Annotated in this window: 31 protein-coding genes; 15 read left to right on the plus strand and 16 right to left on the minus strand. The window is 46.1% G+C overall.

Annotation, left to right across the window (positions count from 1 at the left end; genetic code table 11):
• Positions 1-15: 15 nt before the first annotated feature.
• From R7E47_RS20040 to R7E47_RS20115, 16 genes are all read right to left on the minus strand, one after another.
• Positions 16-219 carry a type II toxin-antitoxin system HigA family antitoxin gene (locus tag R7E47_RS20040; RefSeq protein WP_242542070.1) on the minus strand — a complete coding sequence of 68 codons (204 nt, stop codon included), beginning with the start codon at positions 217-219 and terminating at the stop codon, positions 16-18.
• A gap of 163 nt (positions 220-382) precedes the next feature.
• Positions 383-880 carry a hypothetical protein gene (locus tag R7E47_RS20045; protein WP_158174320.1) on the minus strand — a complete coding sequence of 166 codons (498 nt, stop codon included), beginning with the start codon at positions 878-880 and terminating at the stop codon, positions 383-385.
• 161 nt (positions 881-1041) lie between these two features.
• Entirely contained in the window at positions 1042-1284 is a 243-nt protein-coding gene (locus R7E47_RS20050; RefSeq protein WP_206954333.1) for a hypothetical protein, read from the minus strand.
• A 10-nt stretch (positions 1285-1294) separates the two neighbouring features.
• Entirely contained in the window at positions 1295-1654 is a 360-nt protein-coding gene (locus R7E47_RS20055; RefSeq protein ID WP_206954331.1) for an ASCH domain-containing protein, read from the minus strand.
• Complete coding sequence (locus R7E47_RS20060; protein WP_206954329.1) at positions 1648-1887, minus strand: hypothetical protein; 240 nt, start codon at positions 1885-1887, stop codon at positions 1648-1650. Before R7E47_RS20060 ends, R7E47_RS20055 begins: the two co-directional genes overlap by 7 nt.
• Positions 1887-2117, minus strand: coding sequence for a hypothetical protein (locus R7E47_RS20065; RefSeq protein ID WP_206954327.1), 231 nt, complete (start codon positions 2115-2117; stop codon positions 1887-1889). The genes R7E47_RS20060 and R7E47_RS20065 overlap by 1 nt, the downstream gene beginning before the upstream one ends.
• Before the next feature lie 37 nt (positions 2118-2154).
• Positions 2155-2901 carry a hypothetical protein gene (locus R7E47_RS20070; RefSeq protein WP_206954325.1) on the minus strand — a complete coding sequence of 249 codons (747 nt, stop codon included), beginning with the start codon at positions 2899-2901 and terminating at the stop codon, positions 2155-2157.
• A gap of 184 nt (positions 2902-3085) precedes the next feature.
• Positions 3086-3334, minus strand: coding sequence for a hypothetical protein (locus R7E47_RS20075; RefSeq protein ID WP_158174315.1), 249 nt, complete (start codon positions 3332-3334; stop codon positions 3086-3088).
• 219 nt (positions 3335-3553) lie between these two features.
• Positions 3554-3802 (minus strand): hypothetical protein, encoded by a 249-nt coding sequence (locus tag R7E47_RS20080; protein ID WP_206954323.1) that lies wholly within the window; start codon positions 3800-3802, stop codon positions 3554-3556.
• 13 nt (positions 3803-3815) lie between these two features.
• Positions 3816-4064 carry a hypothetical protein gene (locus R7E47_RS20085; protein WP_206954321.1) on the minus strand — a complete coding sequence of 83 codons (249 nt, stop codon included), beginning with the start codon at positions 4062-4064 and terminating at the stop codon, positions 3816-3818.
• A 118-nt stretch (positions 4065-4182) separates the two neighbouring features.
• Entirely contained in the window at positions 4183-4722 is a 540-nt protein-coding gene (locus R7E47_RS20090; protein WP_169629026.1) for a helix-turn-helix transcriptional regulator, read from the minus strand.
• Positions 4723-5191: 469 nt separating this feature from the next.
• Positions 5192-5458 carry a hypothetical protein gene (locus tag R7E47_RS20095; protein ID WP_206954319.1) on the minus strand — a complete coding sequence of 89 codons (267 nt, stop codon included), beginning with the start codon at positions 5456-5458 and terminating at the stop codon, positions 5192-5194.
• Between the two features lie 29 nt (positions 5459-5487).
• Positions 5488-6012: a DUF4262 domain-containing protein gene (locus R7E47_RS20100; protein ID WP_206954317.1), complete on the minus strand. Its 525-nt coding sequence runs from the start codon at positions 6010-6012 to the stop codon at positions 5488-5490.
• A 53-nt stretch (positions 6013-6065) separates the two neighbouring features.
• On the minus strand, positions 6066-6509 hold the full coding sequence (locus tag R7E47_RS20105; protein ID WP_206954315.1) for a hypothetical protein: 444 nt from the start codon (positions 6507-6509) through the stop codon (positions 6066-6068).
• Complete coding sequence (locus tag R7E47_RS20110; protein ID WP_238952803.1) at positions 6499-6948, minus strand: hypothetical protein; 450 nt, start codon at positions 6946-6948, stop codon at positions 6499-6501. The genes R7E47_RS20105 and R7E47_RS20110 overlap by 11 nt, the downstream gene beginning before the upstream one ends.
• A gap of 239 nt (positions 6949-7187) precedes the next feature.
• Entirely contained in the window at positions 7188-7616 is a 429-nt protein-coding gene (locus tag R7E47_RS20115) for a hypothetical protein (RefSeq protein ID WP_206954311.1), read from the minus strand.
• Between the two features lie 449 nt (positions 7617-8065).
• On the opposite strand from R7E47_RS20115, the gene R7E47_RS20120 reads away from it, so the two are divergent.
• The 15 genes from R7E47_RS20120 to R7E47_RS20190 all read left to right on the plus strand — a co-directional run bounded on the left by R7E47_RS20120 (position 8066) and on the right by R7E47_RS20190 (position 17443).
• A complete protein-coding gene (locus R7E47_RS20120) occupies positions 8066-8524 on the plus strand; it encodes a hypothetical protein (protein ID WP_048626724.1) in 459 nt (152 codons plus the stop codon).
• A gap of 16 nt (positions 8525-8540) precedes the next feature.
• Positions 8541-9074, plus strand: coding sequence for a PadR family transcriptional regulator (locus R7E47_RS20125; protein WP_054866672.1), 534 nt, complete (start codon positions 8541-8543; stop codon positions 9072-9074).
• Positions 9071-9259, plus strand: a complete 189-nt coding sequence (locus R7E47_RS20130) for a hypothetical protein (protein ID WP_104968909.1) — start codon at positions 9071-9073, stop codon at positions 9257-9259. Before R7E47_RS20125 ends, R7E47_RS20130 begins: the two co-directional genes overlap by 4 nt.
• A 144-nt stretch (positions 9260-9403) precedes the next feature.
• A complete protein-coding gene (locus R7E47_RS20135; protein ID WP_206954309.1) occupies positions 9404-10069 on the plus strand; it encodes a Ref family recombination enhancement nuclease in 666 nt (221 codons plus the stop codon).
• A 97-nt stretch (positions 10070-10166) separates the two neighbouring features.
• Entirely contained in the window at positions 10167-10799 is a 633-nt protein-coding gene (locus R7E47_RS20140) for a hypothetical protein (RefSeq protein WP_169629031.1), read from the plus strand.
• Positions 10792-11115 (plus strand): hypothetical protein, encoded by a 324-nt coding sequence (locus tag R7E47_RS20145; protein WP_206954307.1) that lies wholly within the window; start codon positions 10792-10794, stop codon positions 11113-11115. The genes R7E47_RS20140 and R7E47_RS20145 overlap by 8 nt, the downstream gene beginning before the upstream one ends.
• Positions 11116-11118: 3 nt before the next feature.
• Positions 11119-12270, plus strand: coding sequence for a phage tail protein (locus R7E47_RS20150; protein WP_206954305.1), 1152 nt, complete (start codon positions 11119-11121; stop codon positions 12268-12270).
• Complete coding sequence (locus R7E47_RS20155) at positions 12267-12893, plus strand: hypothetical protein (RefSeq protein WP_206954303.1); 627 nt, start codon at positions 12267-12269, stop codon at positions 12891-12893. Before R7E47_RS20150 ends, R7E47_RS20155 begins: the two co-directional genes overlap by 4 nt.
• 60 nt (positions 12894-12953) lie before the next feature.
• On the plus strand, positions 12954-13493 hold the full coding sequence (locus R7E47_RS20160; RefSeq protein ID WP_069497720.1) for a hypothetical protein: 540 nt from the start codon (positions 12954-12956) through the stop codon (positions 13491-13493).
• Positions 13494-13495: 2 nt separating this feature from the next.
• On the plus strand, positions 13496-14257 hold the full coding sequence (locus R7E47_RS20165; protein WP_206954301.1) for a hypothetical protein: 762 nt from the start codon (positions 13496-13498) through the stop codon (positions 14255-14257).
• A complete protein-coding gene (locus tag R7E47_RS20170; RefSeq protein ID WP_206954299.1) occupies positions 14250-15227 on the plus strand; it encodes a hypothetical protein in 978 nt (325 codons plus the stop codon). The genes R7E47_RS20165 and R7E47_RS20170 overlap by 8 nt, the downstream gene beginning before the upstream one ends.
• Positions 15224-15994: a hypothetical protein gene (locus tag R7E47_RS20175; RefSeq protein ID WP_206954297.1), complete on the plus strand. Its 771-nt coding sequence runs from the start codon at positions 15224-15226 to the stop codon at positions 15992-15994. The genes R7E47_RS20170 and R7E47_RS20175 overlap by 4 nt, the downstream gene beginning before the upstream one ends.
• Before the next feature lie 6 nt (positions 15995-16000).
• Complete coding sequence (locus tag R7E47_RS20180) at positions 16001-16285, plus strand: PAAR domain-containing protein (RefSeq protein WP_042522745.1); 285 nt, start codon at positions 16001-16003, stop codon at positions 16283-16285.
• Between the two features lie 9 nt (positions 16286-16294).
• Positions 16295-17050, plus strand: a complete 756-nt coding sequence (locus tag R7E47_RS20185) for a hypothetical protein (RefSeq protein ID WP_206954295.1) — start codon at positions 16295-16297, stop codon at positions 17048-17050.
• Positions 17051-17281: 231 nt separating this feature from the next.
• Positions 17282-17443 carry a hypothetical protein gene (locus R7E47_RS20190; protein WP_155396901.1) on the plus strand — a complete coding sequence of 54 codons (162 nt, stop codon included), beginning with the start codon at positions 17282-17284 and terminating at the stop codon, positions 17441-17443.
• Positions 17444-17498: the final 55 nt, after the last annotated feature.

The raw sequence follows: 17498 nt of genomic DNA on the forward strand, positions 1-17498 counted from the left end.
CTATCTTCTATAGCCTTACTGCTCCATGCGAAACTTAATAGCTTCAATTGGATCAGGTGGAGCAATTGGATAATGAGCTTCTTCAAACGCCTCGACTAACGTTGCTAGCGCTTCCAATTCATCGCCCTCTGGCGTATTTGGTTCAGCATCGAAAATCTCAGAGATACGCGCCAGTGCAGCGCGGTTATCTTCCTCAGTTTTGATAGGTTTAATGTTCATATTCACCTCAATCTAAACGGTTGCTGCATCTACTTAGTCGTACTCAGCATGCGTATAGTCAATCATTCTTTCCCCAAAAAGGGAATTTTTTGATCCGAATAGTCAATTATTGTAGATACAAAAACACCGCCACGATGGGCGGTGTCTTTTTATTTGGTTAGCATTAACTAATCTTTAATGCCGCTCTTAGCTTGGAGAATGCTCGATCTCGCTGGGCGCTAGAATCAGAATATCCTACGGTTACTCTTGGCGTGTCGAAGTCTAGAGTGTTAATGTGAATTACACACTTTATCATTCTACCAAATGGAACGTCCTCTCGTTCAATGCTAGAAACATCATCATAATTGAAGACCTTTCCGTTCTTTTTGGTTCCAGCAAATATCTTTTTGTTGGCGTTATCGATTATTAGGCCATTATCACCATACAGCGATACATATTCTGAATTAACACCTAAACTATTAGCTCGCTTTATAAGGCGTGAATCCTCGTACTTCCCTAAATACCAGATCACTGTAATCGTGGTGATGATTGACGTAATGATGGCTCCCCAATAATTGAAATCACCATCACTAGGGATGATATGACCTCCAGCCTGAAATGAATAATAAGCCACCACTGGCGTTATAACGAATAATGTTATGATAAGTTTTATGACAAACATTCGATTCTTACTCTTTGTTATTTAGAATTTTTATTGGCAATTGCCGCCCGAAATATTATGCATTTACTTGCCGTCAATCAAGAAACTAATATTACCTATTAATGCTCTTGTAAATGATTTGAGCTATATATGAAACGATTCTTAATGGACGGCACTGTTTATCAAAGCAAGGCGATCGACACTTCGCCGTTTCTTGCTATTTTGGCCGCCTTGGCCATTTCTTCCTTAGTTGTCGCGTAGCTGTCATAGAACTGGTCAAATTCCACGGTGTTAGGGTCGAAAGGGTTTTCCATACCGCAGCCAGATTGCGCCACCATTCGCCCTAGTTCCTCGGCTGTGTCGTACTCAAACACATAGCCTTTGTACTCGATCGTGTATTTGCATTTCTTCCACCAGCGAGCCATTTGATTACTCCTAGATATTTACCCAAATTACAGCGCCTACCTTGTGCTCATAAGGGATTGGTTCAATGCGCTGTACGTCCTCCAAAACCCAAGGGCAACGCCATTTAGCCAGCTCAGGCATAGCGTCATAGTCCACCTTGTGTTTATCAAAGTTGGCCATCAATTCTGCATGCGATAGAGGCTCTAAAGAGTCGGTTAAGTTCGCTAGGCCAACGATTAAACCAGTGCCCTGTTCAATTAGGGCAATGGTGCCTCGGATTTTGGTTTTGGTAGAGCGCATTTCCCAAACCTTTAAGCCAGCGAGGATAAGGTGAATCCACGGCTTACGGATGATTAATGCGCGTGTAACTTCAATTCCGTTGATTAACATGTTTTGTCTTGAATGCTTTCATTGATAACGGCTTGAGTGGCCGCTTTAACGCCATCGCTAATGGTTAACTCAAGAACGTCTGCTACCTTATTGGCTACGGCGGAGGCCAGCTTTTCGTGCGCCTCCGTTTCTACATTCAGCTCAAGGTTCAATGACGTGCCAATGGCATTGTTAAACACGTAAACGCCGCTATGGTCTTTTGGCTGCGTGATTTCGATAATGATTTTCGCCATTACTCGTCCTCTCCCACTTTGATGCGTGGTAAGTCAGCGTAAAACTCGTCTGGTTCGCTAGTGATGGCGCGTAGCTCGATGTGTTGAGCCTTAAGGCCAGTTTTGCGCTCGAATGCCTCACGAACAAGGCCAAGTAATTCTATTTCGTTTAACGTCACTACGCCGTGTAGTTCGTTGCCGTCAATGGTTGCGTCTTTCCAAACAAGAAAAACCAAATCATCTAATGTCATAATCTGCTCCTAATTGTTCACATTTGCTGGTGGAGGATTACAGGTAGTTCTCTCTCAGTGCTAAGGTTGTTTTTTCGGTATTGGTGTACGTGTTGCTCTCTGCATCAAAGGCGATTGCGCCAGCGTCCACCAGCTCATTAAGCTCTTTCTCTGTAGCGGGTTCGTCTAGGTCGAGTAATGTTGGGTGCCAGCCATCGTCACGTTTAGCCATCTTTGAGCCGTTATCGATAAACACCAACCATTCCGCTTGTCGGCTGGTGGTGTTGAAATGCTTCGCTAGCGACTCGATACGGGTTTTGTAATAGAAGTCGGCCTTAAGGGTTGATGTGTTGCGAATAAGCGCGCCAACCGTTGCAGGATCGCTTTGAGTAGGTGTTGAGTAGCGCATGTATATGTTTTCTCGGGTCTGATTCAAGATTTGCTCATTAAGCTCTACACCGCCCTCCGCTGCGATTCTTCGGATTAGCCCGTCTAAGTCGCCATCTGGTGCGTCAATTTGAATAGCAATCCAGCTAATTTCCTCGGCTTGTGTCGCGTTGTGCTTGTCTGCTTTGCACTGAATTGCCAGGCTGCCGTTGATCTTAGCTTTAGGGTCAAACTCGATAATGTCATATGGTTTATTGCTGTCGATTAACTTCGGCTCTGGATGGTAAAGGCTGTTGCCTTTAGGTAGGTACTCGACCGTGCAAAAGCCTAGTGTGTAGTTGCCCTCTTGGCCGACTTGTTTGGAGTATCGGCGTAGGTCAGCAGAAAATGTGTAACGTCCAACTTTATAGACAATCATTAGGTAACTCCCGTTTCTAAACATCCCCTTTAACTACAAAGGGATTAGGAACGAAATTAATATACCACTTCAACTTTAAATTCCGAACACATTTATCACAAAGAGACATAAAATATGATCATTTCATAAATCTCTGTCTATTTTTGAGCCAAAAAAGGCGCACCATTAAGGCGCGCCGTGTGGGTTAGGTTGGGAAGTTGACCACGATTGGGATTATTAGCTCGGCGTAGTCACTTAGAAGCATTAGGAACAGGCCAAGATCAACGTATAACACCAGCTTTCGCAGTTGTTTGGTTAGCTTGGTCAGATCACTAACCAGTTCTTTGGAGGTTTTGAATGCTTCGATAGAAAGTTTAATTCTTTCAATGCGTTCTGGTGTGGCCAACTTATAAACCGCAATGGCCATCGCGATAAGACTTGATATAGTTATCATGCTTTTCTTTCTTTAATCTAAAGTTAGAAAATCGAAATACGCGCGTCAATGGCCAAGCAAAAATAGTTGAAAAAAAGTGTCCAGCACTGGTCAAAAGTGCCTTAAAAATCAAAATTTGGTGGGTTAGTTTCAGTTCTATGGAGAAATGAAACTAAATTGAATAAATTCCGAACAGGATAACCAATGAGTAGTTCGGTTAGACCGAAAAAGTGGAATATATTATTCCCCGTTAATACCTAACTTAATTGATACGCCTAACACGTTCGCCAGCGAGATAAGCGAGGATAAAGATGGGTCATTAGGTGGCTGTAAGGTATTATCCATACCTTTGGCCTTGGCAGCGGTAGCTAAAGCTTCTGCAATAATCTCGGGTTCACCAGTGCTTGACGCTTCATCAATATAGGCTTGGATTGTCTGTTGGTCGGTTAGGTAGTCGGATGCGTCAAACTCTTTTAATTGAGTCGTCATAAGATCAACCTCGTTATTGGCTATTGGCCACACTGAGCGCGGTAAGGCCGCTAACCTGATTAGCTTGCTGCATTGCGCTTTGAACGGCTTCACTGTATGAGTTAGCTTCTCGGTCGAACTCGATACGAATATCGCTGCCAGATGCCGATACAGTGCAATCATTAGCACCAACCTCAAACAGCGCATTAGATAGCTCGCAAAGCGTGTCTGCGTTCATGTCGCCTTGGAACTTGGCCACCAGTGCGAAATCAAACTCTTTCAATCATCAATCCTCTTTTTAAGCAATTAGTGGCATTTTAGCTTCAACCATAAAAAAAGCCACCAGCGATACGCTGGTGGCAACTGAGACTTTATTACTTTATGGGTATTATTAGGTTAGTTTAGATATTGATGAGTAGGTTTGCGTACTTATCGCTATTCTTCATCAATCTGGTTTCTAGGTGATGGTTAATTACATCCATCATGCGAGCGCGTTCTACTAGCTCGCTAGTAACTTTGCCCTTTTGGTATAGCCAATCTGCTATGTCGCTAAGCCTCCAAAGAGGATCTTTCTTTGAAGCTTTGCGTACTGGCACAGGGAAGCCGCCGCCGCCAAATGTGCCCTTTTTGTATTTTGCTAGTGTGCTTTTCTTAACTCCGGTGAACTCCGCAGCTTCGCCCAAACTCACAAGGTCGCCCTCAATAGAGATAACCTGCAAGTTGTAGCCATCTACCGACTCCACATCCTTGATTGCTTGTGTTACAGCTTGAGCAAAGGAATCTGCCTCTCGCTCAAATTCGATATATAGCATTTCATCAACAGACATAACCGCAGCGTCAGAGCAAGCGCCCTCATACAGTTTGCACGATACGTCGAGTAAATCGTTGTCGTTCGTGATGTTGATATTGCCGATGTTTAGAGTGAACTCATAGATACTCATCGAACTCTCTCTCCGTATCACTGATACTTAATTAAATAAAAAATCGAGACTTTTAAAATCCCCTTGAGCAGTCAAGGGGATTGATATTACTTACACTGTTTTACAGCTTTTCTAATCCGCTTAGCCCACCAAAGTCGTTTGCTTGGGATAGGGGTAGACGGTACTGACATTCGGTGACATTTGTTTTTGTGGGTGCATTTGAGAATCCCTGCTGGATGCCCTTTGCTTAACTCCCAAATCCAACCAGCTTTAACTGCTTCGCTGATTGCCTTACTAATGTCTTTATCTGTATGGTACTTGCCGATAGATCACCTCATAAAGTAATTGTTAAGTCTCAGATTTTTAAAGAACGTGGGAATAAACTCACTCCCAACATCCACAATTGTACCTATTTAGATTTAAATGTCAACAATTGTGCCTATTTTTATTTTCCATGCACAAAAAAGCCACCGTGCTGGTGGCTTCATGGTTAGTTGCTCTCTTTCTTCTCAACGCAGCGATAAACGGCCATTGTGATCCCCCAACCGTTCATAATCGTGCTGTCATTGACGTAATCTTTGTCGTACTTGGCACAATGCGCGGCAACCTCGCTTAGCATCGCCTTATAGTTGATCACTGCTGAATCATAGTTGACCTGTACATAGTCCTCATTTGCAATGTCGATGTTATAAGACTGTCCCCAAACAGCGACACAACCAGACAGCAACAGCGGGAGTAGACAAACAATTTTACGCATTTCTATTGATACCTATTATTTTGATGTTTCTATTTTTGGTTATTCAGTTCGTTTAATGATGGCTGTGCGAACACATCATTAAATCCATCCTCAAAAGGCAACTTACCCTTTTCATCGGGGAAATAGACCTGTACGAACTTGGGCGTGGTTTTAACATATTCGGGATGGCTACAGTAGAAGTTATTCGCCTGTACCGTGTATTCATCCACCAGCGCTTCGAGATTCGATATTTCCTCGATATAAACAGGTAATCTCTGCCCGTTCTTTGTCTGGATAACATGATCATTGCGTCCAAGCGCAAAGCCGTGCTCTTTCCAGTGGTGGTGAAGCTGCATGATGATCATGTGCGCCGTTGTGTGCGCTGGATGATTGATAACAATGTCAGGCCAATCGTGATAAGCATGCCCGACACTATAGGTAAAATCTGGTGTAGCCAGCACGAAAACGCCGTGGCTCTTAATGCAGCGACGAATATCGCCGTATAGACTTGCTAAGAAGTCCTCCCGCTTAATGTGGTCGTGTAGATCACAAAGGAATGATTCGAATGTGTTCATAGTCGTAAATCAGGATAGGGATGGCCACCAGCGAACTGGCAGCCAATGGAAAGTTAATAGCCGTTTGCTTTTCGTGGTAGCTTGGCAATCACCGCCAACACTTCGTCACATAGCGCTTGGGTCATCTGCATAGGGTCAATATCGTTAACGTTCACTAGGTGGCGAACGTCACGAATATCCCGAGCCAATTTGCAGCATTCTTGCCATTCTTTAAGCTGGTCAGTAACAACGCCATCGCTCGTCTCTTGGCCTAGATTGAATGCGATTAGACGTTGGCTACCGCTTCGATGTTCTACGCCATCATCGCGTCTAAACGTCATTTCAATAGGGCTTAAAACGTCCCGTAGTACCATTGCCTTAAAACGTGCCTTAGTAACCGCTGTTACCTCGGCAGGAATAAAGAACGTGCCTAATGTTCGAGTACACCAACCGGAGTTAACATTAACGGTACGTCTGACATAAACCACATCGCCTTTAGTTAGTTGTTTAAATTGCATTGGCTTTCCCCTGTTCTTGTTTGTGTAGTTCTCGGCACTTCTCGGCGTATTTGTGAGCAAAGCTGACAATATCTTTTAAGCTTGAGCGGTTCTTATCGTGATGCTCTTTCTTAAATGCCTCTTTCTGGCTGTCAGATAGTGCAGCCAGTGTCGCGTCGAACTGTGCGCGTTTCTCCGGCTGACCAATCACTAATGAATCAAAGGCATCGGCTAAAACAAGATGGTTTGCTTTCATCCATTCGCCATCGATGTTTCTTTCCTCAAACCAGTCTCCCCAACCCAAAAGGATCGGTGAACGTTCTTCGGGATTATCGACTGAAACCGCGCCGTAGTGGCTTGATAGCGAGTAAGCGACGACCGCCGCCACTTCAAGGTTCGGGGCGTAGAAAGTGAGTGGGTCGCTAGGGTTAATAAGTTCAAATAAAGTCATATTCAACATGCTCTATATCTCTTGATGTTTATTTCGTTGCTGGTGGAACTAGAACAATTGCTGTTGTTCACTGCCGCTTTTCTTGCCATACCAGAGGGTGTAATTGTTTCTATCACCGCTGGCATGAACTCCGTTGGCGTTCATCTTGTAAACCGTGTTTAAGACAACGCCATGTATCCTGGCAAACTCCGAATTGCTTCGGAAATTAGCCTTAATAAATTCGTCCAATGGGTAGATCGTCAGCATCGTTAAAACTGTTCTGCGTACTGCTTTGTCATCTTCAAAAGGTGGCTAATGTTGCGTAGCTGTTGATCGTGGGTTTCTTGCGTTTGGTCATCGTCCAAAATCAATGACTGGATGGTGACATCCCAATCAATGCCCTTTTTTTCAATCAAGTAAACTGCATCAGCTAGATAGGTTAAAAATTGATATTGAGAATCAATCTCTGTGTAGCTTTCTTTGGCTTTGTAAGTAATCTCATCAAAATAAGCAGAGAGTGAATCCCAAAACTTAACACTGCTACTTGCTGTCGTTTTCATCTCATAAAGATGGCCAACACGTAGTTTGCTGTCAGTGAAAAGTCGTTTTAGCTGGTGGGCGTATGTACCTCTCTGCATTAGCACCATATCAGGGTTAATTAGTGGGTTAGTGCTGCAAAATCCGTGAATTAGATTCATTTCTTAAACGGCTCCGACTGTTTGCTTGTGGCGTAATCTAATCCCATTTTTGGATTATGGCAACAACTTTTTATTCCGAACACACAACTTAATATCAATATATATTTTTTTGATATTAAGGGGCAAATTAGCTATTGCATATCTTAATTTTGATGTGGTAGTCTCATTCCGCATTCCGAACACGCTCAATCATTTGCAGAAAATGACCATAAAAACGTTCAATACCAGCAAAGGCACTATTGTCCTGTCTAACCACGGAGCAACAGTATCGATGGCCATTAGCCGCAACGCTGGCGCGGTAGCGAACGTGTGTGTGAGTTGGGTGTTAGGAAGTGCAGATGAGGCGAAAGCCTTTATTGAGGGCGCAGACGAAAAAGCGATACGAAATGAAATGCCTCGCTTTTCCATGTGTGCAGATGTGGTTAAACAACTAGACAAGGCACTGGCCAATGGCAATTCCAAAAAACCAGTTGAGCCTACTCATAGAGCTTATGGAAGCTCTACCGCTAGATGGAACGGTCTACGAAATGCCACTACAAGTAGAGTTTATCCCGCACGATGAAATCTACATCGGCTATTTCGATACGACCGTCATTGACCGCATGCAAGGGCTAGGAATTATCACGTTACTTGGGGTGCATGATGATGAGCGACAAGCTATCAAACTCAATGAGCGTGACGATTTTCTAGCAAGCTGGTCGGCGGGAGTGAGTGAGGCTCGCAACGGCTCAGATCTGCATTATGCAGACTACAACAACAACCAATATGCGTTTACTGCCGGATACGAGCACTGGCACAACCGCAACAAAAAGGCGTTAAAGGGAAGACTTACGCATTACTCAACAAGTAGAGAGTATCTCTGTCATGGATTTATTGACGAGGATACGGGTGAAATTTGGCATCAATAACAAAAGGTAACTAACTATGACTTTGGGTAATCTACTTCTAGCAATTCTTGAACAGAGAACACAAACAGGCTATGACCTAACAAACCGAACTATGCCTGAATCTGGCGCATGGCAAGCTAGCCACCAGCAAGTGTACCGCGAACTCGGTCGCATGACCGAAAAGGGTTTAGTGTCACACGAAATTGAAGCGCAAGACGGTAAGCCAGACCGCAAGAATTACAGCTTAACTCAAGATGGCGAGCGTGTTCTTAACCTTTTACGCAACGAATCTACATGCGATGACCTGTCTATCATTCGTAGTCCTGCATCGGTGATGCTGGAAATCGGCAGCGAGACTTACTTCAAGTCGTACATTGAAAAGCTCAATCAAGAAATCACTCAACTTAAAGAGAAGCTGAACGCGCACCAGAAAGAGAAAGGCGTGTTCTGTGACAACTTCACACTGCATGTAGAGCGCGACATTGATATGCGCAAAGCAGAGCTTAAGTTTGCCGAACGTTCACTGTCTATGATCACTTCCTCAAACATTGCTACGGAGAATGCTGCGTGAAACCTCGCAAAGCCGTTTATCTTTTAGTTGGCTCGCCAGCGCTTAAACGAGCCAAAGAGTGTTTAACTCGAAATCAGCCTTGGGACTACGAGGGCAAGCTCATGAAGATCGTCAGTTTGGGGCAACGGATGCGTAACGATGACGGCAAGCCATGCCATCGGGTTTTGATTGAGAGTTACTTTTGATAGGTACAAAAAAACCGCGAATAAACGCGGTTTTTTTGCGGCTGGCCTTAGCAAACAGTTCGAATCAGCAAATTCGAGTTACCAGCCTTTTCATGTTCCACCAGCAAATGTGAAACAAGAGCAAACAAATAGTAGGTGTTTTTAATGGCTTTGACAATAGCAGAGAAACTTCAAAGACGACGAGAGAAGCAAAAACAATCAATGGAACGGGCGCGCGCAAAGCAAATCGCCAAGATGAATGACCCCGAGGAACGGGAGAAGCGCTTCAAAAAGCAATTACAGCAACAAGAACGTCAGCGCCAGCGACAAATCGAGCGCTTAAATGATCCCGAATACCAGAAAAAGCAGCGTGACAAACAACAACAGCGTATCGAGCGCCAAAAAGCGAAGCCGGTAGCGAAGAAACCGACCAAAAAGATCGCCAGTAAGGGATTGAAAGGTCGAACGCCTACGGCAGAGGAAAAGCGCATTATGGATGCCATTGGTCGCTTACCGTGTATTGCGTGTTGGCTGCATGGCCGAGAGAATCCGGTGATTTCCTTGCATCATGTGTTTGGTCGTGTTGGAGAACGGGCGCATGCGTATGTATTACCCTTGTGTTGTTATCACCACGACACGCTACTGGAAGCGGATAAGCGCGCTCAGTATCCCGATATGATACCTATCCACGCAAAAGGGAAATACGGCGGCAAAGCGCAATGGAAGATCCACAACGGTACAGAGACAGAGCTGTTATTTAAGGTCTATAAGCTGGCGGGATTGCCACTTGAACTGCTCGAAAACATTTACCCACAACATTCCGAACATTAATTAATATAAACACCATTAACAGGGCTAAAAAGCCTAGTTAATGGTGTTAAACTGACCAAGACTCCCCATCTTAAAAAGCGCGCTTAGAGGTCACAACATGGCACGAACGCGCATAGCTGTACTTACTCTATCATCTGGCCAGCCACGACTTATGCTTGCTGGTGTAGATGATGGTCAACTCCATATCATCGAATGCCAACAATTAGAGCGCTCATTGATGAGCCTTAAGCTGACTTTGCCCGAGAAGTTAGAAAAGCTCAAAAAAGGCGGTTTTATTGTGCTGGTGGACGAGGTTACGCCCTACTTTTCGAAGTATGGGCGCGCCGTTCGCCTGTCCGAACTGGACGCAAAAGGCAGACCGATCATTGTGTCGGCAATGGAAGCCTATAACTATCTCACATCCCTAAACGCTATCACTTACCCGCCTAACGCTGGTGGCCGCTTCGAAGTGTCGCCATCCATCGTAGAAGAAGTACGGGGAACCGATGGTAAGCCAACGTACAACATCGACTGGTCAGAACTGCGCCCTGACACCTACGCGCTCATGTTTGTGGTCTATGCAGCCACACAAGACAGTATTGGCGACACGGTAACGCTTAAGAGTTTGTTTGACCTGTTACGGAAACCTAAGAAAGAGCCAGAAATGGCCTCGCGCGCAATGGGACTGTTTAAGGCTAAAACGGGGCTAATCGCAGACGGTAAGTATCGAATGGGAGGCGATGATGAGTAAGTTATCCCGCCTCTCAGCAGAGAACATCGAGGACGATATTCTACGGGCGCATTTCTTTGCCATCGTCATGGAATACGTCAACCGTTCGGGCAATACCGATCTCTTTGAGTACACCATTCGACTTGATGAGGTTTATCGTGCGGATCTCGTCTCTTACAGAGCTTACGCCACGGTTGAGCTTGATTGGTTGGTTAGTCTGGTCTGTGACGTAGACGACCCAATTAATCCGCTACCTGTTGGCGAAACCATCAAACTGCCACCAGCATCTTGGGTGCGTCGTTCCATGCGTCAATTCATGGACGAAATGGGGCTGTAACTTATGCCGAAGAAGTTTGAAGCGGAGAAACGGGATAACGGCTCATTTGCCAGCCTTGGCCTCAATGAGAGACAGTTCAACCAGCTATTCAACAAGATTGAACGGGCACAAAAGAAAAACCGCCGCAATGCCAAGCGAACACTGACCGCCTCAACGCTGGCCAAGCCAACTAATAAGGCATTAAAAGCGCTAGGCGAAAAGGCTAAAGGGCAACGGTTTACCAAAGAAGACCTGATCAAGTTCGACAAGGCTCGTCAGCGACACAAAGAGGTCTATGACAGCAAGACAGCGGGTATCACCTACGCCTTTTTGGTGAAGAACTCGCGTCAAATCGACGTAGACCGTGCAAACAACCGTGTCGATGACGGTACAGGCATTCACAAGGCCACGTTGATCGGTATTAAGAACAATATCGCGCTTATTCGTGTCCGAGCATCAAGCGTGTCGAAGCACGAAGAACACCGAGTAAAGGTGCGTTTTGAGCAGTGGGATGAGCTACTACACGAACCGCCTAATGGGGATTACAACCAAGCGGTGCAATTGGCGTGTGCTGGCCGTATTTCCTTTGATTGCGACTGTGGCCGTCACCAGTATTGGTATCGATACTTGGCCACTATGGGTAACTACTGCATAGCGCCGCCTAAAGAGTTTGCTTTCCCGAAAATCCGAAACCCTGAATTGTCCGGTGTGGCATGTAAACACGTTCTCAAGGCAACAACCATGCTGCAATCGCTGGCATGGCAACGCATCTTGGCCAACCAAATGAAACAGCAAGCGCGCCGTGTTGGTTTTGGCTCAGATAACAAAACGTACTTGCTCAACGAGAACGAGAAGAAAGCTGCCGCACGTAACCGTAAAACGGTGGTGGATAAGGCCGCCGCTACGCGCGAACACGCGAAGTATCTACGCGCTCAGAAAGCAATGGAAAAACAGATCGCCAAACAGAAACGGGAAAGCGAAACCATCAAGCGCCAAGCGCGCAAACTGCGTAAGGAGTCCAACGAGAAGAAAGGTTATATCGATATGATTAAGGTCGGCTTCCAGAACTTCCATGACGGCTACAAGCTGCAAGGGAAAACTAAGAGTGAAGCACTGACCGATTTCGCAAAATTGATGAACGTAACACCAAGCAGATTAGAGAGAATCATCAAGTGAGTGACGTAGTTAAACCTGTAGTAAGAAAGGTTCGATACCAAGGCCATGAGCCCTTTAATCGCGTTTTAAGGGAAGATTGGATTAAGGCTATCAAACTATCACCTGATCACTTTGAAGCGTCCCTGTATCGCCCTATTGAGCCAGAATCGGCACCAACGGATGATAATTACCAAAGCGAGTCAGTATTAGAGCTAGAAACCAACCAAGATACGCTCACTTATAGCGATCCAGAGCTGGTGGCTTTGTTGGATTGTCCAGATGAGCAAGAGAACTTTTTCATGATGGATGATGGCGACGAAAACCTTGGCGAGTCCTTAGAGCCGCTAATGCTGCGTATTGCTTCGCACCATGTTCCTATCGGTAGTGTACTGGAATGGGATGAAGAAACCGCCGAGGGATTACGAACCGTGTGGTGGTACGTACATAAGGCCGTTGGCTATGGTACGGCGAACGTGGGCGTGATTTATGTCTGCATACCAATGCGTGACTTTAACCAGCCACCAGCGAACTTACCGGAATTACCGGATAGTTCGATTGAACCAGAACCTAAGCCAGAACCGGAGGAAGATTTCTTACCAGAACCGGAAGAAAACTTACAAGACGGTGAAGTGATCGAGCTTTAACGTTAATATCAGCCCTATTCCAACCCATCCTTAAAGCGCCGCTCCAATTATGGAGTGGGCATGACATTACAGACTAGCCGAAAGCAAGTGCCAGCCAGTGCCAAGCGCCTTAGTAGACTTGCACCTAACTGGTCATACGCGAACAACATTCTTAACTTTGGTTGCGGTAAGTTTCCCGACCTAACAGAAGAATACCTTACTAACTACCACAAGCAGATCATGACGGTCACTCACTATGACCCGAACTCGAAAGCGAAAGGCGTAGTAAACAATATTGCCGAAATTGACAGCTCAAAACGCCGTTTTTGCGTCATGTTATGCGCGAACGTACTTAACGTGTGCAAAGACCTAGACGCAGCGATCGCAGATATGGCCAAGATTGATTTTGATTGCGCGGTCATTCAAATCTATGAGGGCAACCGATCCGGTAAAGGCCGCAAAACGCGAGACGGCTACCAGCGCAATGAGCCAGTATCGGCTTACCTCCCTATCCTAACGAGCAACTTCCACAAGTTCGATGTGACCTTACACCGAAGCGATAAGTGCATCACTATCGTGAAAGGCCGTAAGTATTACGAGCTGGACGATTTGGAGGACTAATCATGCAACTGGACGATGCGTTCTTTGAAATCCCATGCGATGTAGTGACATTCGATGGCAAGGTGGAACACACAGAGCTAACCGACATTGATCGTGCGGTGGCTGCCTTTTTCCAGAACGTGCTTGATTCCTTAGTTGTGACTGACACTAAACGGCGAGAGAACAGTGAGTTTTCTCGCTTTGTTGGCCGTGATAAGTCGAGAAAGATTTACTACGGCAACTTTAACGATCCAGTGTCATTCCTATCTAAGTTAACGGCAAAATTGGGCGACAAGGTGAAAGCAAACCGTAATGAGCTTTTACCTGTTTGCTACATCACGCGCGATCCGGTGATTGGGTTTGTTGATGGCGGGGAGTACGTCGATATTGCTGACTATGGCGAACTGGCCAATGAACAAGGCCAGCCTTATGCCGTGATTAATAAGTCCTTTGTCGCGCTTACCTACCGCATTAATGCCCTAGCTTGGAACCAGTCTACCCTTAGCCGCCTAGCGCTAGGTTTAATGGTTTGGCTACGTCATACCAAGGGCAAGCGTAAACATGTATTCAGAGCGAAAACCATGCTCGCGGGTACTGAAATGGAAATCAACATCGAGATACGTGGCCGTAAAGATGCGATGACCGAACCCGCCGAAGTAGACCATGAAAATACTCGCCTGTTTGCTTCCTCAATCTCTTTTGAAGTGATTGCAGAGGTTTATGAGGCCGAGTCGATCGCTGTCCGTCAGGGTGCGATTGGTGTGGGAGGCCGAGTCATTGAGTAACAAAGAATACTTTCTCGCCCAAAAAGTTGTCACCAACGAAAATGACATCCCTATCGAGCACATTCATTCGTTTACCTACATTGAGTGTGCTTCGATGGACGGCAACAAGCTGGTTATGGAAATCATGGATCAGGCTGCCGTTTATCGGGATGACTACGGGATTAAGCGCGGTTCAGAGATCGAGGTCACGATGGCCGATGTGAACGAGCGAGGCGATCAGGTTTGGATTGAAAAATTCATTGTGGCCAAGTCCACCAGCGCTGACGGTATGCTTACCGTTCAAGCATTCCAAAAGGATGCGCACCTACTTAAAGAGCCAGTCACAACGCCTCGATTCTTTGTTGAAATGCAGCCTAAAGACATTCTGGCCGAGCTATTACCCGATCTAAAAATCGAATGTGACAGCTTTGAACGTGGCGCTACGTACCATTTAAATGCTGGTGGTACTAAGTCTCGCTTAATTCGAACAATGGCCAGAGATTACGGCTCAGTGGCGTTTATCTGCCGTGGTGTTATGCACTTTAAGTCGCTCAAGAACATGGATATGAGCGAGCAATTCAAGATGGAACAGTCGAATCCAGAGGAAGCAGAGCACAGCATTGCGAACTACTCCATTATCGGAGAGGAAGCCCTGTTTGAGCGCGTTCTTAACCGTAACTATGCCTCTTGGGATACCGTCGAGGGCTTCCAAGGTGGCCAACGTTCGGGCGCGATGGTCATGGTCAGCGTTCCACAAGCCAAGGCGCTGAATAATCAACACATGGCCATCATCCCTATTTTGGATGTGGAACTTACCGGAAATACTGCCTTTACGCCTCTTTCGGTGTGCTCAGTGCTATTCCATAAACGGCTACCCGCTACCGAGCTGGATGAGTCCATGCCAGAGAAACAAATCATGAACCGTGTCGCCCATTGTCAACGTGGGAACCGGTATCAGTGTCGTATCGAGTTGGGAGTCAGAAACCTATGAGCGATTCGTCAGAGAACAGAACACGCACCAACGTCACTAACCGCTTGTTTGGTAGCTATCAGGCCGAAGTGGTAAATACCGTCCATCCGAAAGGCTTGTACATGGTATCCGTTCGCTTGCTTGGTTATTGGGATGCAATCCCCGATAAGGATTTACCTTTTGCCGAGTTTCTACTGCCATTGGGCGCAAAACCGAGTGGTGGCCATGCAGTGCCAGTGGAAAAAGGGGATCTGGTTTGGGTGGATTTTCCTCGTAATGGCGATACCCGTTATCCCCGTATTACCGGATCGCTTTACTACGCGCCTAACTATGAGTCGTACCTACCAAGCGAGGTGAACGGCGAAGCCTATCAGCCTAAACGAGCCGATGGAGAACCCGAGCCACCAGCCTATGACCGCAAAGATGCGCTCTTTGTGCGATTTGGTTTGCGTGAGCTCATCACGCATCAAGGCGGCTACTCAGTAACGCATACCCAAAGCGGTACGGCCATTGAAATTACGCCAGATGGCCAATGTGTTATTCACGTCGAGGGCAATGCGTTTCGCAGCTCAACAGGGAACACATTCGAGCAAATCGGAGGCGCACTAACTATCAAAGTGAAAGGCGATGCGAACATCGAAGCGGGTGGTGATGCAACCGTAAAAGCCTCCGGTAAAGCCAACCTAGAGGGCAATGAAGTGACCATTAAAGCAAGTGGTAACGTCAATATCGATGCTGGTGGCCAGTTCGCTGTTAAGGCTGCCGCAGCTCCATTTACATTAGGGTAATGCACTATGCCAGCCGTAGGAATTGTAGGGAGTGTGGATAGTGGTCATGGTGGCTTTAGTCCAGGTGTTTTTGTTTCTGGCCAGCCACTACTGACCGTGAATGGAATCAATGTATTAGGTACGGGTGATATATCCGTCATGCACGTAAAACCAGATAACCCGCCGCACGTAGGCGTTATAACTGGTAGTTCAAAACTTACTGTTAATGGCGTTCCGGTCGCCGTGGTAGGCGATGCCCTTGGGTGTGGCGCTACGCTGGTAAACGGTAACGACTTGATGACGATTGATTGAGGCAATTTGATGTTAGACACACAAGAGCAAATCGAACAGTTTCGCCAGTTTTTAGACGTAGGCGGCCTTAAGGAAGCGGAGAACCTTACCCGAGGCAAATCCCTTAAGGTGAAGTGTGAAAGCTTGTCAGGGAAGCTATCAGGCTGCGTGAGCGAGGATATTGAGGACTACCAAGGCGCATCGCAGTTAGTGGTAACGCTTAAGGGTTTGAATGACTCAGTGAGCGCAACGGTGGCCACGTTAACGCAATGGAATGAGCACCTAGTGTTGATCACCGACCCAACCGACCTCGAACAAGTGTCTATTGGTGTGAACATCAAACACAAGGTTGATGGTACAGAGGACAACGTACCCGCTCCGAGTATCTTGCCAATTACCAGCAAGGAAGAACTGAAAGCGCTTGAGGCAGTGATCAATGGTCTTTCTGGCCATGTGGATGCAGCCGTATCTCTTATGGCGCAAATCAATACTGCATTAACGCCGCCAACAAGCGGCAGTGAGTCAGATAACGGTGCAACCTTACCGCCACCAGACTTGCCGCCAGAACTAGAAAGCCAAGCGAATGCGCTAAACGAGATCATGGCTCCCCTTGCTGGTGGCGTGACCAGCTCAAGCACGGTGATTGACGCAATGATCATTGCGTCGAAAGAGGAACGCACCTTAGCGTTAGGCTACTTCACTAAGGCGATTTCATTTACCATTTGTAGCAACCAGACGAAAAAAACGAGCATCAAATACGCGACAGCAGAGGTATTTAGACTGTAGAATGTTTTTTGTTGCTAAACCCTTTCCTATTCGCACTAGAAAAAAGACAAAATGAGTTATTCAGTTTATTTAAACGCATATGAACTATGCGGATTAATGTCGCTTATCATCGTACTAGCAATTAACCTATTTAGAGCTCGAAACGAGCTTAAATCCACCAAGGCGCGACTATCCTTTGTGATACGCAAAAGCCTCAGTGTTGAGGGAGAATACATGTACGATGGGTGCAGAATGAACGTGATATTTGATGCGGTGCGATACAGCGGAAATCAGTTTTACTTGATGCGTAAAGATCAGGTGATGGCCAGCTTCCACGTAGAACCCTATCGAGTTAATCCTGTTCTTGATTACTTCAAATCAAACAAGATAGAGCCCGTTCAAAACCGACCATAATCCAAGCAAAGCCAGCGTTCGCGCTGGTTTTTTTCTAAATTGCAGGCAAAAAAAA

It is taken from the genome of Vibrio sp. Vb1026 (assembly GCF_033338745.1).
Classification (GTDB): Bacteria; Pseudomonadota; Gammaproteobacteria; order Enterobacterales; family Vibrionaceae; genus Vibrio; species Vibrio alginolyticus.

Coding starts and splice junctions, on each gene's coding strand:
- R7E47_RS20040 (WP_242542070.1), bottom strand. CDS start 219: ATGAACATTAAACCTATCAAAACTGAGGAAGATAACCGCGCTGCACTG.
- R7E47_RS20045 (WP_158174320.1), bottom strand. CDS start 880: ATGTTTGTCATAAAACTTATCATAACATTATTCGTTATAACGCCAGTG.
- R7E47_RS20050 (WP_206954333.1), bottom strand. CDS start 1,284: ATGGCTCGCTGGTGGAAGAAATGCAAATACACGATCGAGTACAAAGGC.
- R7E47_RS20055 (WP_206954331.1), bottom strand. CDS start 1,654: ATGTTAATCAACGGAATTGAAGTTACACGCGCATTAATCATCCGTAAG.
- R7E47_RS20060 (WP_206954329.1), bottom strand. CDS start 1,887: ATGGCGAAAATCATTATCGAAATCACGCAGCCAAAAGACCATAGCGGC.
- R7E47_RS20065 (WP_206954327.1), bottom strand. CDS start 2,117: ATGACATTAGATGATTTGGTTTTTCTTGTTTGGAAAGACGCAACCATT.
- R7E47_RS20070 (WP_206954325.1), bottom strand. CDS start 2,901: ATGATTGTCTATAAAGTTGGACGTTACACATTTTCTGCTGACCTACGC.
- R7E47_RS20075 (WP_158174315.1), bottom strand. CDS start 3,334: ATGATAACTATATCAAGTCTTATCGCGATGGCCATTGCGGTTTATAAG.
- R7E47_RS20080 (WP_206954323.1), bottom strand. CDS start 3,802: ATGACGACTCAATTAAAAGAGTTTGACGCATCCGACTACCTAACCGAC.
- R7E47_RS20090 (WP_169629026.1), bottom strand. CDS start 4,722: ATGAGTATCTATGAGTTCACTCTAAACATCGGCAATATCAACATCACG.
- R7E47_RS20095 (WP_206954319.1), bottom strand. CDS start 5,458: ATGCGTAAAATTGTTTGTCTACTCCCGCTGTTGCTGTCTGGTTGTGTC.
- R7E47_RS20100 (WP_206954317.1), bottom strand. CDS start 6,012: ATGAACACATTCGAATCATTCCTTTGTGATCTACACGACCACATTAAG.
- R7E47_RS20105 (WP_206954315.1), bottom strand. CDS start 6,509: ATGCAATTTAAACAACTAACTAAAGGCGATGTGGTTTATGTCAGACGT.
- R7E47_RS20110 (WP_238952803.1), bottom strand. CDS start 6,948: ATGTTGAATATGACTTTATTTGAACTTATTAACCCTAGCGACCCACTC.
- R7E47_RS20115 (WP_206954311.1), bottom strand. CDS start 7,616: ATGAATCTAATTCACGGATTTTGCAGCACTAACCCACTAATTAACCCT.
- R7E47_RS20120 (WP_048626724.1), top strand. CDS start 8,066: ATGGCAATTCCAAAAAACCAGTTGAGCCTACTCATAGAGCTTATGGAA.
- R7E47_RS20125 (WP_054866672.1), top strand. CDS start 8,541: ATGACTTTGGGTAATCTACTTCTAGCAATTCTTGAACAGAGAACACAA.
- R7E47_RS20135 (WP_206954309.1), top strand. CDS start 9,404: ATGGCTTTGACAATAGCAGAGAAACTTCAAAGACGACGAGAGAAGCAA.
- R7E47_RS20140 (WP_169629031.1), top strand. CDS start 10,167: ATGGCACGAACGCGCATAGCTGTACTTACTCTATCATCTGGCCAGCCA.
- R7E47_RS20145 (WP_206954307.1), top strand. CDS start 10,792: ATGAGTAAGTTATCCCGCCTCTCAGCAGAGAACATCGAGGACGATATT.
- R7E47_RS20150 (WP_206954305.1), top strand. CDS start 11,119: ATGCCGAAGAAGTTTGAAGCGGAGAAACGGGATAACGGCTCATTTGCC.
- R7E47_RS20160 (WP_069497720.1), top strand. CDS start 12,954: ATGACATTACAGACTAGCCGAAAGCAAGTGCCAGCCAGTGCCAAGCGC.
- R7E47_RS20165 (WP_206954301.1), top strand. CDS start 13,496: ATGCAACTGGACGATGCGTTCTTTGAAATCCCATGCGATGTAGTGACA.
- R7E47_RS20175 (WP_206954297.1), top strand. CDS start 15,224: ATGAGCGATTCGTCAGAGAACAGAACACGCACCAACGTCACTAACCGC.
- R7E47_RS20180 (WP_042522745.1), top strand. CDS start 16,001: ATGCCAGCCGTAGGAATTGTAGGGAGTGTGGATAGTGGTCATGGTGGC.
- R7E47_RS20185 (WP_206954295.1), top strand. CDS start 16,295: ATGTTAGACACACAAGAGCAAATCGAACAGTTTCGCCAGTTTTTAGAC.
- R7E47_RS20190 (WP_155396901.1), top strand. CDS start 17,282: ATGAACGTGATATTTGATGCGGTGCGATACAGCGGAAATCAGTTTTAC.